Consider the following 15177-nt stretch of genomic DNA (forward strand, 5'->3'; position numbering starts at 1 on the left):
TTCTACCAAAATTTATACTCCTTCCTGTATTTTATATCATTCCTCCTTTTTTTAATACCCCCACCACTGGTTCCGGTCCCAACTTTGTCACCGTACTTAAGGTACTTGTTGATCTTCTTTTTTAAACCTAAAATTTAGTTTAACATCATGAAAACAACAATGAAAATCGAAGATTTGATCGGTGAATTATCGAACGCGACCAAAAACCAGTTACCGGATTTGGACCTCGCAATCGCCGCTGAAATCCAAGGAATGGACGCAACCCAGATTCCTGCATTTTTTAAGAGGATGAACCAAGTATTGGTGAACAATGAGCACTTCCCTGATTACACCGAAAAAAAACCTGAACAAGTCGAAGATAGAGGTGGCTTAAGTTTTGACACCGGAGCTAATGGACATGCAGAATGGGCAGAAGTGAATGGAGCCATTGGTTTTGGAGATATTGTACAAGTGAAACCTAATCATTTTGCGGAACCTACTACTCTTGAAGAACTGATTCAGCTGATCAAGAAAACCCCAGATGGCAGTGCTATTGATGTGCTGGGGGCAGGGCTTTCGCTCAACGGCTTGTACGCTCAACATAGCCAGTATTTGATCTTAACCAACTGTTTGAACCGAAAACTTCCTTTTGACAGGGATCTATACCATAAAGACCCTAAAAAAGAATATTATTATCAAACAGAAGCGGGGGTCAGAATTCCCAAGCTCCTTGATGATATTTATGAAGAAAATATGGCCCTGAGCTGGGGTGGATATACGCCACAAAGCCTGGTGGGTGCTGCAGTTACCTCTACCCATAAATCAGGCTTTTTAGCCCCTTTGGTAGACTTCATCCTGTCGGCTGATGTCGTGCAGAGTGACGGCAAAGTATATCGGATAGAGCCCACCGATGGCATCACTAATCGTGCTACATACGAGTATAAATACGCTGAGGAAGGAAGAGTCTTGATTCAGGACGATCATATTTTTTACGCTACAATCAATCGCTGTAGTGTGGGCATTATTTACTCGGTTATCTTGCAGGCGTCGCCTCCTTACAGTTTGGTGGTTAAACGCGTTTATTACGATCAATTAAGTCAGGCAGAAGAGGAGATCGCCAGGATTCTTCAAAATGAGTGTGCAGGAAATGGACCGTGGCAATTAGATTTGTGGGTGATGCCAAAATCAAAAAAGACCATGCTGGTCATCCACGATAAAATACCTTATGATCCCACTATTCGCTCTAATCAACCTCCAAGTCTCTTGGATATCTTTGGTGCTTGGCTTGCTATGAAACTATGGGAGATGGCTTATAATATTCCCAGCGCCATGGAAGGTGGAATTGAAAAAATATTTTATACGAGAGCCACTTCCCCAGAAGGTGAAAAGCTGGACTGGCGACACTATATGGGAGGCAATATCCCCCCTCTGAAAATGATGGCTACGGAGAAGATGATCGATTATCACGGGGATGAGCGCACTTTTGATAGATCCTTTATTGACCTCATCAATGAGATTGGTAAAAAAACGAAAGACCTATACTATAATTCTCCGATGGGTGTTCGGTTTGTTGGTGCATCAAAGCATGCCCTCTCCATGTTTAAAAAAGAAGGGGTAAAGCGTTTTGTCTCCTTTGAGCAACCCTTTGTCCCTCACAGTCAGCATGGTCAGCGCATCCTGCGGATCATTGACGAAGTGCTTTCTGCGGGCCGTACCCACTGGGGACAGAATAACCTGATTGAAGAAAACCGTGGCTTAGTAGCTCAACAATACGGCCGTGATTTGGAGCACTACCTAGCCGTTCGGCAACAACTGCTACAGGGCAAGCCTGATCGCTTCAAGTTGCCACGTGACCTTGATGTAAGTTTGCCTACCCCCGTTGACCCGGCCCGCTACTACCGTATCCGTGAAAATACCAAGGGCGGCTACTTAACAGTTTTGAGAGGAGTAGAACATAAGCTGAAACGCCAACCCTATGGCGACACAGTGGATCAGTATTTTTACTTTACGCCACTGGGTGATGGTTGTTACCACATTCGCACCGTTGATCATCGCTACTGGACGGTAGAAGATGGTGCATTCCCAATAACTTACAAGAATGAGCCCCAAGGTGATAACAGCAAATTCCGATTGGAAGCCTTAGAGGACGGTTCTTACCGTATCCACGAACTTACCGCCAAGCAATTATTATATATAGGTAATGGTGGAAGCTTTGATGGTCTCTGCATCCGTTTGGGGGAAACAAACGAGACCCCTGATCGGCAGCGGTTCTGGTTGCACGATGCGGGGCCGCTTACCTAAAGCCAAGTGATCAATAGAGTGCTTCAAGGTTTTCGAATGAAAATTTTGAAGCACCTCTTTTCGGTAGTAAACACCGTGGATCGGGATTGAAATTTGGTTTTTCACGGCAGAATAGATAAGCAGAGCAAAACTAGCTGAATGTCCTGTTTGTGATACATATTCTACCAAAATTTATACTCCTTCCAGTAATTTATATCATTCCTCCCTTTTTTAATACCCCCACCACTGGTTCCGGTCCCAACTTTGTCACCGTACTTAAGGTACTTGATCTTCTATTTTATTGACCAATAATTTATTAAACATGAAACATCTTCTACTATTATTCCTCGCTACCCTGCTGCTACAGGCAGGTATTTCTCAAGACTATCAAGTCGTTGTTTCTACAGGAAACACCCCAGCAGGGGATCCTATGGATATATTTGGACCAGAACCCGATTATATCCTGGAAGACAACACGACAACGGATGTGACAGCTTGGCAAGCTTTACCTTTCCCTTTTGAATTTTATGGGGTTCCCGTGAGTGGTTATGTCGCCTCCCGAAATGGTTTTATCAGTTTTACCGATGCCGATGCCAATAGTGGTGCGTCGGAGAATACGGCCTTACCTGCCGCAGAAGGACCCAATAACGCCATTTATGCCTTCTGGGAAGCGCTCATTATAGACGGTGGCGGATCACATATATCTACCTGGACCTACGGTGTTGCGCCCAATCGGGTCCATCTGATTCGTTGGTTTAGTCTTCTTCCGGAGAATACGGATCGCTCGCTCTTTTTTGCCATTCGGCTTTACGAATGTGGTGATTTTGACATTGTCCATGCTGCGGGTAACCCTGTTGTCGCCCTCTCTGGAACAGTAGGCTGTGAAAATGCGGACGGTAGTAGCGCTACAATGGTAGAAGGCAGCCCTAACCATGGCTTTTCACCCGGTTTTCTTGAATATACAGACGATGTTGTCTACACCTTCTATGGTGCTGCATATAATCTGGAATTGACCCATCTGAATTTTCCAACCAGAATACAAGTGGGAGAACAAGATGTTAGCGGCACGATTACCAACCAGGGAAACACTGCGATCAATTCCTTCCATTTGAATTATACCATCAACGGTGGCCCGGTACAAACCATGGAAGTCACAGGCGTCAATATTGCGCCCAATGGAGGTACTTATTCCTTTGTGCACGATATTCCCTGGATGGCAACTACCAGTGGCGAGCTCTCCACTCTTTGTATATACGCTGATCAGCTCAACGGGAACAATAGCGACCAACAATCCTGTAATGACCAGGTTTGTAAAGACATTTTCACCTACACTGGCACCTCCGGTAATAGAACCGTGCTTATCGAGGAATTTAGTGGGGCCTGGTGTGGCTATTGCCCCGATGGAGAAGTAATATTGGAGGATATTCTCACAGATCATCCCGATGATGTAGTCGCGCTTGCTTTCCATGAAGGAGATGCGATGGATGTCAGCGTTAGCTATGACGTCAGCACCCTGATTATTCTCCAAGGTTTTCCTCAGGCGGCTATCAATAGGGTCTTCTCTCCAGAACTGGGGATTGCAGTTAATCGTGACTACTGGCCGGGTATGGTTGCGGCCCAACTCGATCGGTATACCCCGGCGGAAGTAAGTATTGAACACACCTATAACCCCGACAACCGCGTTCTGCGGGTAACGCTCACAGCCAATTTCATGGACGATGCCTATGGCGATATGCGGTTTGCACTAGCGATTACCGAGGATAATATCACCGGCACTGGCAGCGGCTATGATCAGGCCAATAATTACAACACCACCTTTGGGCATCCTTTCGCGGGAATGGGCGACCCCATTGTTGGTTACCAGCACCAGCGAGTGGTGCGAGCTATGCCCGGTGGTGCCGTGGGAACGCCAGACATCATCCCAAACATCGTCAATTCGGGAGCACAATACAGTGAGGAATTCCTGTTTCTCGTCCCTGCAAGTTGGGATAAAGAACAGCTGTCTCTGGTAGGAATACTGGCCTACCACAGCCCGAATGCAAGAGAACGGGAGATCATCAATGTGGCAAAGGAAAAACTAATGTCAGATCCCACGCCGGTCGATTACCTTTCACAAGTCGTAAACGAGGCCCGTATTTTCCCCAATCCAACTCGTGACCAGCTTCACTTGAGCTTCAGCCTAACGAATGACACCCCGGCCAGTATGCTCATTTATGATGCAACAGGACGACAGGTGCGTAACTTCGGCACACAAGACTACAGCGCAGGACAGCACCAACTGGACTACGACGTCTCCAACTTTTCTCCCGGCATTTATTATCTGAACATGCTAGGGGCAGGTGGGGTGATTTATTCCGGTAAGTTTGTGGTGGTGCCTGAATAGGTTTTTTAACTGCGGAGAAACGGCGTTTATTTTTAGCCACGAAAGCACTAAAGCACGGAATAGCACGGAATATTTTTTTTGTGAGATTATGTGTTTTAGTGCTTTAGTGGCTAGTTATTTTTTCTTTCGTAAATTTATGAGGCATCCATTTCTGAATTGCTTCAAAACCGCGTTCATGAGAGAGACAGAAAATTATTACTTCTTTTGGAAACACCAGTTTGGGCAATGGACGCTAAGGAATATAGTAGATGTGGATGGCATTGAATACAATTGCTGTGAGCAATATATGATGTATAAAAAAGCGATTCTGTTTGGTGATCTGGAAATCGCTCAAAAGCTGCTGGAAGAACCTGATCCGTCTGCACAGCAAAAAATGGGTCGGTTGATTCGCGGTTTCCAAGCAGAATTGTGGGATCAACATAAGCTGGGAATCGTTTGGTACGGGAATTATTTAAAGTTTACGCAGCATCAGGATTTGCAAGACCGACTCTTGCAAACTGGTCATAAAATTTTAGCAGAAGCCTCTCCCTATGATCTTATTTGGGGTATTGGATTGGGAGCTAAAGATGATAAAATATTAGATCAATCGAACTGGCGAGGCCAAAACCTGCTGGGAGAAACGCTGATGTCGGTGCGGTCGTTACTTACTGCGGCAGCTAAAAATACAGGGCTTTAAAGTAGACTGTTCAACCTGATGCTTTTCTGACGCGACGGATTTTAGCGCTTTCTTGACAGGCTAGTATTAAGTTATCGCGCCGTAGGTGCAACCTACGACAAACAGCACATAAACGCACAAGCCTGTAGGCCAGAGCTCAGAGTCTAGACTTTAGAAGAAGAGGGATAGCAACTGCTCCGTAAAGCAGGGTTTCATACCCTGCATGAAGGAAAGATAGCAACTGCTCCGTAAGGCAGGGTTTCACACCCTGCATAAAGGAGCACTGTGCAGTCCAATACCAAGGCACAAATATATCGCCCTAAAAGCCAGGAATTTCACACCAATCCCCTGGTGGTTTTCTTTACGAAACCACTGTTACGCCCCCATCAAGAGGTAAACCCCACGTAATTTCCCTATCTTTCGGCCCGTCGCAAATACTGGAGTAATTTGCGAGTTTTATACGCCGACAACCCCTCACTCATCTATTATATTGGTAATGAAAGTATTGGTTACAGGAGCCGATGGTTTTTTGGGCAACAATATTGTCCGGGAACTCTTGGATCGCGGGCATGAAGTCTACGCGTTTATTCAACAAGGAAGGCACATCAAGACCTTGGATGAGCTAAACGTCACCAAACGATATGGTGATCTGCTCAACGCCGAAGAGGTCATTCAAGCCGCCCAAGGTTGCGACTATATTATTCACGCGGCGGCCAACACCTCAATCTGGCCACAGCGCTCGGAGATCACGCGCCGGGTCAATCACGAAGGCACCTTGAATGTGATCCAGGCGGCCTTGCACAACAAGGTAAGGCGACTGGTTTCCGTGGGCTCGGCCAATTCCTTTGGCAATGGCTCGCTGGAAAAACCCGGTGATGAGCATTCTCCTTTCGCGGCTGGCAAGTACGGACTGGATTATATCGACTCGAAGCGGGATGCCCAGGAAGCCATCCTTGAGCATGTAAAAAATCACGGGCTCAATGCGGTCATCATCAACCCTACTTTTATGCTGGGGCCGTACGATACCAAGCCCAGTAGTGGCGAATTGTTGCTGGCCCTGTATCACCAAAAAGTCCCTGGCTACACCGCTAGTGGGCGCAATTTTATCTATGTTAAAGACGTGGCCGTAGCTGCTGCCAACGCCCTCACCATGGGTCGGAGCGGCGAGTGCTACATCATGGCCAATGAAAACTTATCGTACAAGGATTTCAACCAACTGGTGGCCGATGAGCTAGGTGTGAAGCCCCCCAAAATATTGATTCCCAAGCCTTTCATCTTGCTTTACGGAGCTGTTTCGCAAATGTGGGCTTACCTCACGGGCAAGCCGCCAGTGGTGAGTTATGCAGTGGCACAGATCAGCCTCGACACCAATTACTATACAGCAGCCAAAGCTGTGAAGGAATTGCAATTGCCCCAAACACCAATCAAAATTGCCGTACGTGAGGCCTTCAATTGGTTTCAAGAGAATGGCTATCTTAACAAGTAAGTAAGTAAATGAGTTCGTCAACATTAGCAGGAAAAGTAGCCATCGTCACGGGTTCGAGTATGGGTATTGGCAAAGCCGTAGCCGTAGCCTTGGGCCAAAAGCAGGTGAAGGTGGTATTGAACGGGCGTAACCTGGAAAAACTCACCCGCACAGCGGAAGAATTAAAAGCACAAGGTCTGGAAGTATTCGCTATTCAGGGTGATGTGGGCATTTACGATGATTGTGAGCGCCTCATAGCGCAAACCATCGCCCAATACGGTGCTTTGGACATTTTGGTCAACAACGCTGGTCTGGCCATGACGGGCAGTATTGCCGATGCCCCGGCAGATGCTTTCCAGAAAGTTTTTCACACCAATATTCTGGGGGTCCTCTACCCTACCAAAGCGGCCATCCCGTATTTGAAGCAAACCAAAGGAAGCGTGATCTTTTCGGGTAGCATCGCCGGCTTCATGGGCATCCCCAATTATTCCGCCTACTCTGCCTCAAAAATGTCGCTGACGGCACTGGTGCAATCACTCAAGATAGAGCTGGCGGGTACGGGCGTTCATGTAGGCATCAACTACATCGGTTTCGCCGAAAATGACCCCACCAAAACCTACCTCAACGAGCAAGGTGAGGTCGTGACCATGCCGGTACGCGACCAATTCAAAAAAATGCCCGTAGAAGAAGTCGCCCAATATTTCGTGAGCGGCATCGAAAAACGAAAATACAAGCAGACCCTTTCTTTATTGGGCAAGTTGACGGGTATCATGCCCCGTTTCTTCCCTCGTATTTTTGAGTGGGCGATGATTCGGAAGCATTTGAGGGATGGGGAGTAGTCTGGGCTTAAGCCCGGATGGTGGAAGGGTTGGAAGGGTGTAAGGGTGTAAGGGTAGCATTGAACTAGTAGCATCAAATACTTCCGATTTCAAAGTCGGAAGTGGGAAGGTAGGAATTCGGACGTATTTGTACCCACTAGTGGCGCACTCTCCTCCAGCTCTTCGCTCATCTCGCTACTTCCGACTTCTCACTTCCTCCCAATACCTAGGGATCCGACTTTATGAAAGTTGATGGTCAGGTTAGATGGTTTGAGGGTACGCTTACACCTTTACACTTTTCCAACCCTTACACCTTCTCACTTCCGACTTTATGAAAGTCAATAGTTAACGCATCACCACAATTCGCTCTACGCGCCGGAAACGGTCATTAGACAAAACCAGCAGGTATACGCCTGGGGGGAATGCACTTAAAGAAAGTTCCTGACTTATGGCCTGTACCGCTGACATTTGCAGCAGTGCTGCGCCATTAATATCAAACAGTTCCAGATCGTAAGACCAACTGTGGGTATTATCATGCTCAATGAATAAACGGCCGGAACTAGGATTTGGGAAAATCCTTAGGGTAGCAGCTTCCGGGTTTAGCGTATTCGTGAGGGTAGCCGTATAGCTCTCCATAAATACACAACCATTGGCATCCACAATCGTCAAGTCTATCATTTGGCCTTCTTGCAATCCGTTCACAGTATTGCTGGTACTGCCATTGCTCCACAGGAAACTGTAGGGCGGAGTACCTCCGCTTGCAAAAGCCGTAGCTTGTAAGTTTTCCTGAGCATCAACAGCAAAGTCCACAGTTGCTAGCAAGTTGGCTGGTGCCTGCAATTGGATACTCGCTGATAAGCCACAGCTCGCCGAACTCACGTTGTAAGTATACATGCCAGTCGATAATCCTTCTAACACAGGGCTGTCACTGCCATTACTCCAAGAGATACCATAAGGAGGGATACCTCCACTGATCGACAAATTAATTTGCCCATCATTGGTATTGGCACAGCTAGGTTCAACAGCTGCGTACTCGACTGCAAATGGCGGTACATACGGTACTTCAAAATCCTCTGTAACGGTACAGCCATTTGCATCTGTTAGCAGTAGATTATACAATCCGGCGGTAAGGTTAACGGCAACATTACCACTCTGGGCATCGCTCCAGGTTACTTCATAGGGTGGCTGCCCAGCACTTGGTTGGGTGATCGCAATGATTTCTCCATCTCCACAACCCAACAGTACCTGAAGATTGGTGGCTATAGGCGTCAGGCCAGGTAGCTCGAAACTACTTTCCAGACTACAGCCATTGGCATTGGTGATCGTAACAAAGTAGGTGCCTACGTCCAGGTTATTCAGTTGTGGCCCTGTTTGTCCGGTATTCCATAGGAAGGTATGGGAGGTATTGCCACCAGCTACTTCCAGTTGGATGCTGCCATCTTCCTGCCCGGCGCAGGTAGGTTGTTCTACCTCCGATGACATTAATTCAACGCTCTCCGATGCCTCCAGGGTGATTTCCTCTGAGGATTCACAACCTTCCGCTGTTCGGATATTCAGCAGATAGGTGTCGGGACTCAATCCGCCGAAAACGGTAGTCGCCATAAAAGGCCCGCCGGCAAAGCTGATCTCCAAACCGGGGTCATCACTAATGATTGCTATCAAACCATCCGTATTGGCCGCACAGCTTACCTCGCTAATTGCTACCTCGTATTCCGGGAATGGTAGTTCTTCTACCAGGAATTCCCACACACTTTCACAAGCATTGTCATCAGTTATGGTGACCAGGTATTCCGCCGGCGTTAACCCTTCCACAAGGGGCGTATTTTCCGGTGTATGGGCCCATTGGTAGTCTACCGTAGTTGGATCGCTTACCAAGGTAATTGTACCATTGGGTTCACCCGCACAACTAGGGGTGGTGAGTGCTTCAATAACCGGTAAATCGTAAATGAGTAATTCAATATTTGCGACCGAATCGCAGCCATTCGCAGCAGTGAAAGTAGCAGTATACCAACCAGGCTCATTTTGGGTTTCGCCAAAGATGACCGTGCTCTCCCCTTCACAAACAAAGCGTTCCTCTGTAGATGATGTGGGCTGTAGCACCTCCAGGTAGTAGACTTGGGTAGAGTCACAACCATTCATCGCAGTAAAGGACGATTGGTAGGTACCACTGGTGTTTTCCAAATTGCCAAATAGCTCCACGCTTTCGCCTTCGCAGATGGCAATAAATTCTTCTATCACGATTGGCTCTAAAATGGTCAAACTCACTTCGTGGATAGAATCACAACCCGCAGTAGAAATAAATGATCCGGTATACACACCGGCATTACTGACTTCTTCGCCAAAGATGAGCACCGACTCTCCCTCACAAATACTCAGCAGTTCACTGGTTTCAATCAGTTCCGCAAAGACGATTTGTACCGTATGGGTAGAGTCGCAACCATTGCTTGCCGCAAAGGTGGCCGTTGCCGTAGCGTCATCCGTATAGGTTTCGCCAAAGACCGTCACCGTTTGCCCACTACAGGCTTGTAGAGTTTCCTCCGTAAAGAAGGGCTCCGCGACCAACAGCGTGATCGTATGGGTGGAATCACAGCCCAGGCTACTCTCAAAAGTACCGCTGTATTCTCCTGCCTCGGTGACCATTTCCCCAAACAGCTCAATGCTCTCGCCGCTGCAAATTTGGGCCATGTCCGACGTATTTACTACCTCGATCAGCGTGACCGTTACCTGATGGATAGAATCGCAGCCTGCTGCCGATGGGAAGGTACCTTCGTAAGTACCAGCTTCACTGACGACCTCACCAAAAAGTTCGACACTGCTGCCGGAACAGAGGGCTAAAGTCGCTGATGTCTCAATTTGTTCCGTTACCGTAAGTACTACCGTATGCATAGAATCACAACCATTACTGGTCGTGAAAGTAGCCTCATAGGTGCCGCTGGTGTTTTCTGAATTGCCAAAGATGTTCACACTTTCGCCCTCACAGATCGTAAGGAATTCTTCTACTGCTACGTGTTCAAACACCATTAGACTCACCTGATGGATAGAATCACAACCAGCAGCAGAAATAAATGATTCCGTATAAACGCCAGCATTACTGATTTCTTCGCCAAAGATGAACACCGACTCTCCCTCACAAATGCTCAGCAGCTCGCTGGTCTCAATCAGTTCGGCAAAGACGATTTGTACCGTATGGGTAGAGTCGCAACCATTGCTTGCCGCAAAAGTGGCCGTTGCCGTAGCGTCATCCGTATAGGTTTCGCCAAAGACCGTCACCGTTTGCCCACTACAAGCTTGTAGGGTTTCCTCCGTAAAGAAGGGCTCCGCGACCATCAAGGTGATCGTATGGGTGGAATCACAGCCCAGGCTACTCTCAAAAGTGCCGCTGTATTCTCCTGCCTCGGTGACCATTTCCCCAAACAGCTCAATGCTCTCGCCGCTGCAAATTTGGGCCATGTCCGACGTATTTACTACCTCAATCAGTGTGACCGTTACCTGATGGATAGAATCGCAGCCTGCCGCCGATGGGAAGGTGCCTTCGTAAGTACCAGCTTCACTGACGACCTCACCAAAAAGTTCGACACTGCTGCCGGAACAGAGGGCCAATGTTTCCGACGTCTCAATTTGATCCACCACCGTCAGGACGACCGTATGTGTTGAATCACAATTATTAACGGAAGTAAAATTACCCGTATAGGTGCCACTGGTACTCACTTCTTCGCCAAAGAGTTCTACACTTTCTCCAGCGCAAATTTGGAGCATTTCTTCGGTACTCACTGGGTTCAGTACCAATAGGGTGATACTGTGGGTGGAGTCGCAACCATTCTGCCCATCGAAAGTCGCTTGGTAAAGACCAGCTTCCGTAATCACTTCGCCAAACAGCTCAATTTCTTCTCCTTCACAAATAGACAATTCCTCGGCAGTTTGCTGACTTTCCTGTACGATCAACTCAATCTGTACCAGGGAGTCGCAGCCATTCACGCTCGTAAAGATTTCGGTATACATACCCGGGGCATCTACCTCTTCCCCGTTGATCATAATCGTCTGTCCTGAACAGATTTCTATGGTCTGCTCACTCGTCAAATTCTCTTCATTGAGTACTTCTACTACGACGGCCGTATTGCCCAAACTCAGGTCACAGTTGAAGGTATTGACTGCGCTGACCAAGCTATACGCCGTAGCTACCTCTGGGTATAGCACCAAAGTGCCCCCCAGCGTAAAGTCGGTCACAGTTTGCGGTACACCGTTTGCCTCCAAGATCCAACTAAAGCTACCGCCCCAGGCAATATCCCCCGTCACGGAAAGCTCAACGCCATCGCCTGGACACAATACATCGCGATTGGCCGCTAAACTTAAAACCACCTCTGGGCAAGAGGGCACAAAGGTTAAGCACTCCGCAAATGGGGAGGTATTATTGCCGCTATTGGTAGCAGTAGCAGTGAGCACTTCATCACCAGTTAGGTTCAGCCCTGTTAATAACCAGTTGCCGTCGGGATCAGTAAAAGTAGTGTTGAGATAGGTTTTCCCTTGGCAGAGCACATTAAAAGGGCAATTGCTATCATCGTTGAGGAAAACTTCGATCAAGTCACCAGGTTCAGCAGTGCCGTATAATTCATTTTCGTTTACTTCCGTGAGCACTGGAGGCTGTTTGTCGCCGTTAGCGCCATTGCGCAGTTGAATACCGCCATTGAATCGGTTACAATAGATGCTGTTTTGTGTAATCTGGTGCGCTTGTCCATCGCCCAGCACCCCATCAATATTCACCGCCCACCAGTTATTGTACATGGTATTGCCTTCAACCAGTATCCGGTTCGCTCGGGAGGTCTGTACGCCATTGCGGAGACTAAACATTTCGTTGCCCCGAATTTCTACATCATCGGTGGTTACATAAATACCCGTGGCCTGCTCCGGACTACTAATGGTATTGCTGTCAATGAGAATCTGACTAGCACTGGCCAAAACGGTGATTATCCGTTGGCCATTATAACCATAGAGGGTATTGTTTCGGATCAATCCACTTCTACCTCTGACATCAATCAGTTCGCGAAAATCTATTATCGAGTTGTTTCTGATGTTGAAGTTACTCGACGTTTCTTCCAACAGTACTCCTCGCCCGAAACCTGGGCTTGCATGAAAGATCGTAAAGCCCTGGATGGTATTGAAGTTGCTGGCTATCGTAAACAATGGCTGAACATTATCATACACGATGATGCGTTCACCAGCCCCATCAATGAGGATATTATCGTCGACAATCGAGGGTAGTGGTCCGTTGATAAAGAGCGTGTCATCTATCGCCAAATCAAAGACGATGGTGTCCAGCTCAGCTAAGGCATTGGCACAGTTAATCGCTTGGCGCAAACTCCCGGCTACACTGTCCTGAGAAGTGGTTACCCTGAACGTTGTCCCTTGTGGGCAAACGGAGTCCTCGGTACAAAAACTGGTGAGCTCCTCCCCCATAAATTCTCCTCCGATGGCGTACACTGCGCCTATTGAATTTTGCAATTTATAATTCCCCAAACCAGTAATGCAACAAATGCCATCATTGCCACTGTCGATTATACGGAAATCATAACACCCATCCGACAAGCAGTAATCATACTGGCGGGTTGCACGATCCGGAATATCCGTGCTACCAGCATCGGAATGCACGACCATGCCATCTCCGTCCAAAATTTCCCAGCTCACTTCCTCCGGATGATCATCAAAGGTGATAATGAAGTTGAGTACGTTTTCCAGACAGGCGAGACAGTCGGCATTCTCCGTACAATCGGGGTCATTACAATCTACCAGTCCGTCTAAATCATTATCAATACCATCGTAACAATTTTCCTGTACCACACCGTTGCAAATTACAACACTCGATTCATCGGTAAATATTCCACCGTTGGCAATTTCCAGGCCATCGGCATCACTCAAGGAATAATTTCCTTCTCCACGACCACAACAGATGCCGTCTCCTCCACTATCGAATACAGTTAAGGTATAGCAAGCGTCGTCCAAACAAAATTCTTCGGTAATGGTCTGGCCAGCCAAATTATTCGTGTAAGCGGTTCCACTTTCTACGACCTCACCCGCCTCGTCGGTCAACTGCCAGGAGGTCTCGGTAGGGCGATTATCAAGCGTAAGGCTAAAATTGAAAACCGTTTGAGCACAGGGTAGACAAGCTATGTACTCGTCGCAATCAGGATCTTCACAGTCGGTCAGGCCATCAAAGTCATTGTCAAAACCATCATTACAAATTTCCGGGCTGGGTTCGCAGGGCGACAAGCATTCTGCGTTGTAGACACGACTCCGGATCAGATCACCAGGTTGTGGGCCAAAACCAAGGGCCAGATCAACGCCTACTGCTCCTATCAGATGACAATAGCTCATAACTGTACCGGCTTCAGGAAGAGCAGCATTTTGATTACAAGGCTGATTATCACTGTAACCAGCTTCAACACCACAGCGGTCAATCGCCGTGTTATTGCCGTTCCAAACACAATCATGGGTATGTCGTGAGCCCAAATTATGCCCTGTTTCATGAGATACTACCTTTACGGACCAAGAATAAACCGGGACCTCATTATAGTAGGGAAGAATCCCTGAATAACCATGTTTAGCAAAGGAAGTACTACAAAGCACACTTAAATAAGCAAGTCCTCCATTACCTTGGTAACCAATCAAATGAGCAAGGTCGCCATTGAAGTCTAAGCCTGTTGCTATTCTAAATTGCGACAAGTATTGGTTAGTTGTAGGTCCGGTATAGGGATCCGTCTCATTCCAAATCACTAGCTCATGAAGATTCAGATTAATGGCTTCATTGAAATACATCAAGCTAATCTGATTATATAATCCAGTAATATAATCCGTGGTATTGGCCACCCCTCCTTTGTCCTGGGTGATGTCATTATCAACCTCCACGTACATCAGTACACAATTAGCAGGATTGGTTGAGGCACTATTGATTACAGCCTGGTGATCCACCTCAAAATCAATAGGCTCTTCAACCCCACACTCAAATTCCATGGCGGCATTCAAATCTTCTTCCCGGTAAAGCAGATGTCGCCCGGTAGGATCGTCTTTCAAAGCGGCCACATTGTAAGCTCCCGTTTCGCTGATGATCATACCAATCATTTGCTCTTTAAAGATACTGATGGAGACCAGCGAACGCTCTTCCCCCTCTACCATCCCCCAGTAGTGGTGGGCATCGCGTTCGGTAGGGGTATACGACCTTCTATCCTGGTCATAAACAGCAAAAGAAGGGCTCTGGCTGCGTGCCGGAATCAGTAAGAGATGGCGGGTTTGCCCGTCAGGAAAAGGAAGTGGTAAACGAATACGCCCCGTTCTGCGATACAGCAGTTCGTCGACATTGGCGGGTGAAAGCGTAAAGGTCATACCCGCTTCCAGTGCAGGGTTGGCCTGGCGAAAAGAAGGGCTTATGGCACGAGCCTCTCGCACCAAATCTACCGCTTCAAAGCTTGCTAAGGGATAATCACTAACGGCTGATGTAATTAAATTTTGGGCTTGCGTTGTCATCGCCAATAGGCTCAACAGGAGGAGTAGCGCTATATTTTTCATAGATAGTTAACTAGGCTGCTAAAGTGTGATGGAGAACAAGATA

General features: G+C 47.5%; 6 protein-coding genes. 5 read left to right on the forward strand and 1 reads right to left on the reverse strand.

The genetic code is table 11. The annotated features are described in order from the left end of the window. Positions 1 to 147 precede the first annotated feature (147 nt). The 5 genes from AB0L18_RS00595 to AB0L18_RS00615 all read left to right on the forward strand — a co-directional run bounded on the left by AB0L18_RS00595 (position 148) and on the right by AB0L18_RS00615 (position 7601). Positions 148 to 2280, forward strand: coding sequence for an FAD-binding protein (locus tag AB0L18_RS00595; RefSeq protein ID WP_367390647.1), 2133 nt, complete (start codon positions 148 to 150; stop codon positions 2278 to 2280). A gap of 301 nt (positions 2281 to 2581) precedes the next feature. Beyond that, entirely contained in the window at positions 2582 to 4642 is a 2061-nt protein-coding gene (locus tag AB0L18_RS00600) for an Omp28-related outer membrane protein (protein ID WP_367390648.1), read from the forward strand. A gap of 175 nt (positions 4643 to 4817) precedes the next feature. Then, positions 4818 to 5318 (forward strand): NADAR family protein, encoded by a 501-nt coding sequence (locus AB0L18_RS00605; RefSeq protein ID WP_367390649.1) that lies wholly within the window; start codon positions 4818 to 4820, stop codon positions 5316 to 5318. Between the two features lie 475 nt (positions 5319 to 5793). Next, positions 5794 to 6783: an NAD-dependent epimerase/dehydratase family protein gene (locus tag AB0L18_RS00610; protein WP_367390650.1), complete on the forward strand. Its 990-nt coding sequence runs from the start codon at positions 5794 to 5796 to the stop codon at positions 6781 to 6783. 8 nt (positions 6784 to 6791) lie between these two features. Further along, a complete protein-coding gene (locus AB0L18_RS00615) occupies positions 6792 to 7601 on the forward strand; it encodes an SDR family oxidoreductase (protein WP_367390651.1) in 810 nt (269 codons plus the stop codon). Between the two features lie 324 nt (positions 7602 to 7925). Here AB0L18_RS00615 and AB0L18_RS00620 read toward each other — a convergent pair whose 3' ends face one another. Further along, entirely contained in the window at positions 7926 to 15134 is a 7209-nt protein-coding gene (locus AB0L18_RS00620; RefSeq protein ID WP_367390652.1) for a M12 family metallo-peptidase, read from the reverse strand. Positions 15135 to 15177: the final 43 nt, after the last annotated feature.

The organism is Lewinella sp. LCG006, assembly GCF_040784935.1.
Lineage (GTDB): Bacteria > Bacteroidota > Bacteroidia > Chitinophagales > Saprospiraceae > Lewinella.

What these genes read in the sequence shown, in the direction of transcription:
- AB0L18_RS00615 (WP_367390651.1), top strand. Translation starts at nt 6,792, where the DNA reads ATGAGTTCGTCAACATTAGCAGGAAAAGTAGCCATCGTCACGGGTTCG.
- AB0L18_RS00620 (WP_367390652.1), bottom strand. Translation starts at nt 15,134, where the DNA reads ATGAAAAATATAGCGCTACTCCTCCTGTTGAGCCTATTGGCGATGACA.
- AB0L18_RS00610 (WP_367390650.1), top strand. Translation starts at nt 5,794, where the DNA reads ATGAAAGTATTGGTTACAGGAGCCGATGGTTTTTTGGGCAACAATATT.
- AB0L18_RS00600 (WP_367390648.1), top strand. Translation starts at nt 2,582, where the DNA reads ATGAAACATCTTCTACTATTATTCCTCGCTACCCTGCTGCTACAGGCA.
- AB0L18_RS00605 (WP_367390649.1), top strand. Translation starts at nt 4,818, where the DNA reads ATGAGAGAGACAGAAAATTATTACTTCTTTTGGAAACACCAGTTTGGG.
- AB0L18_RS00595 (WP_367390647.1), top strand. Translation starts at nt 148, where the DNA reads ATGAAAACAACAATGAAAATCGAAGATTTGATCGGTGAATTATCGAAC.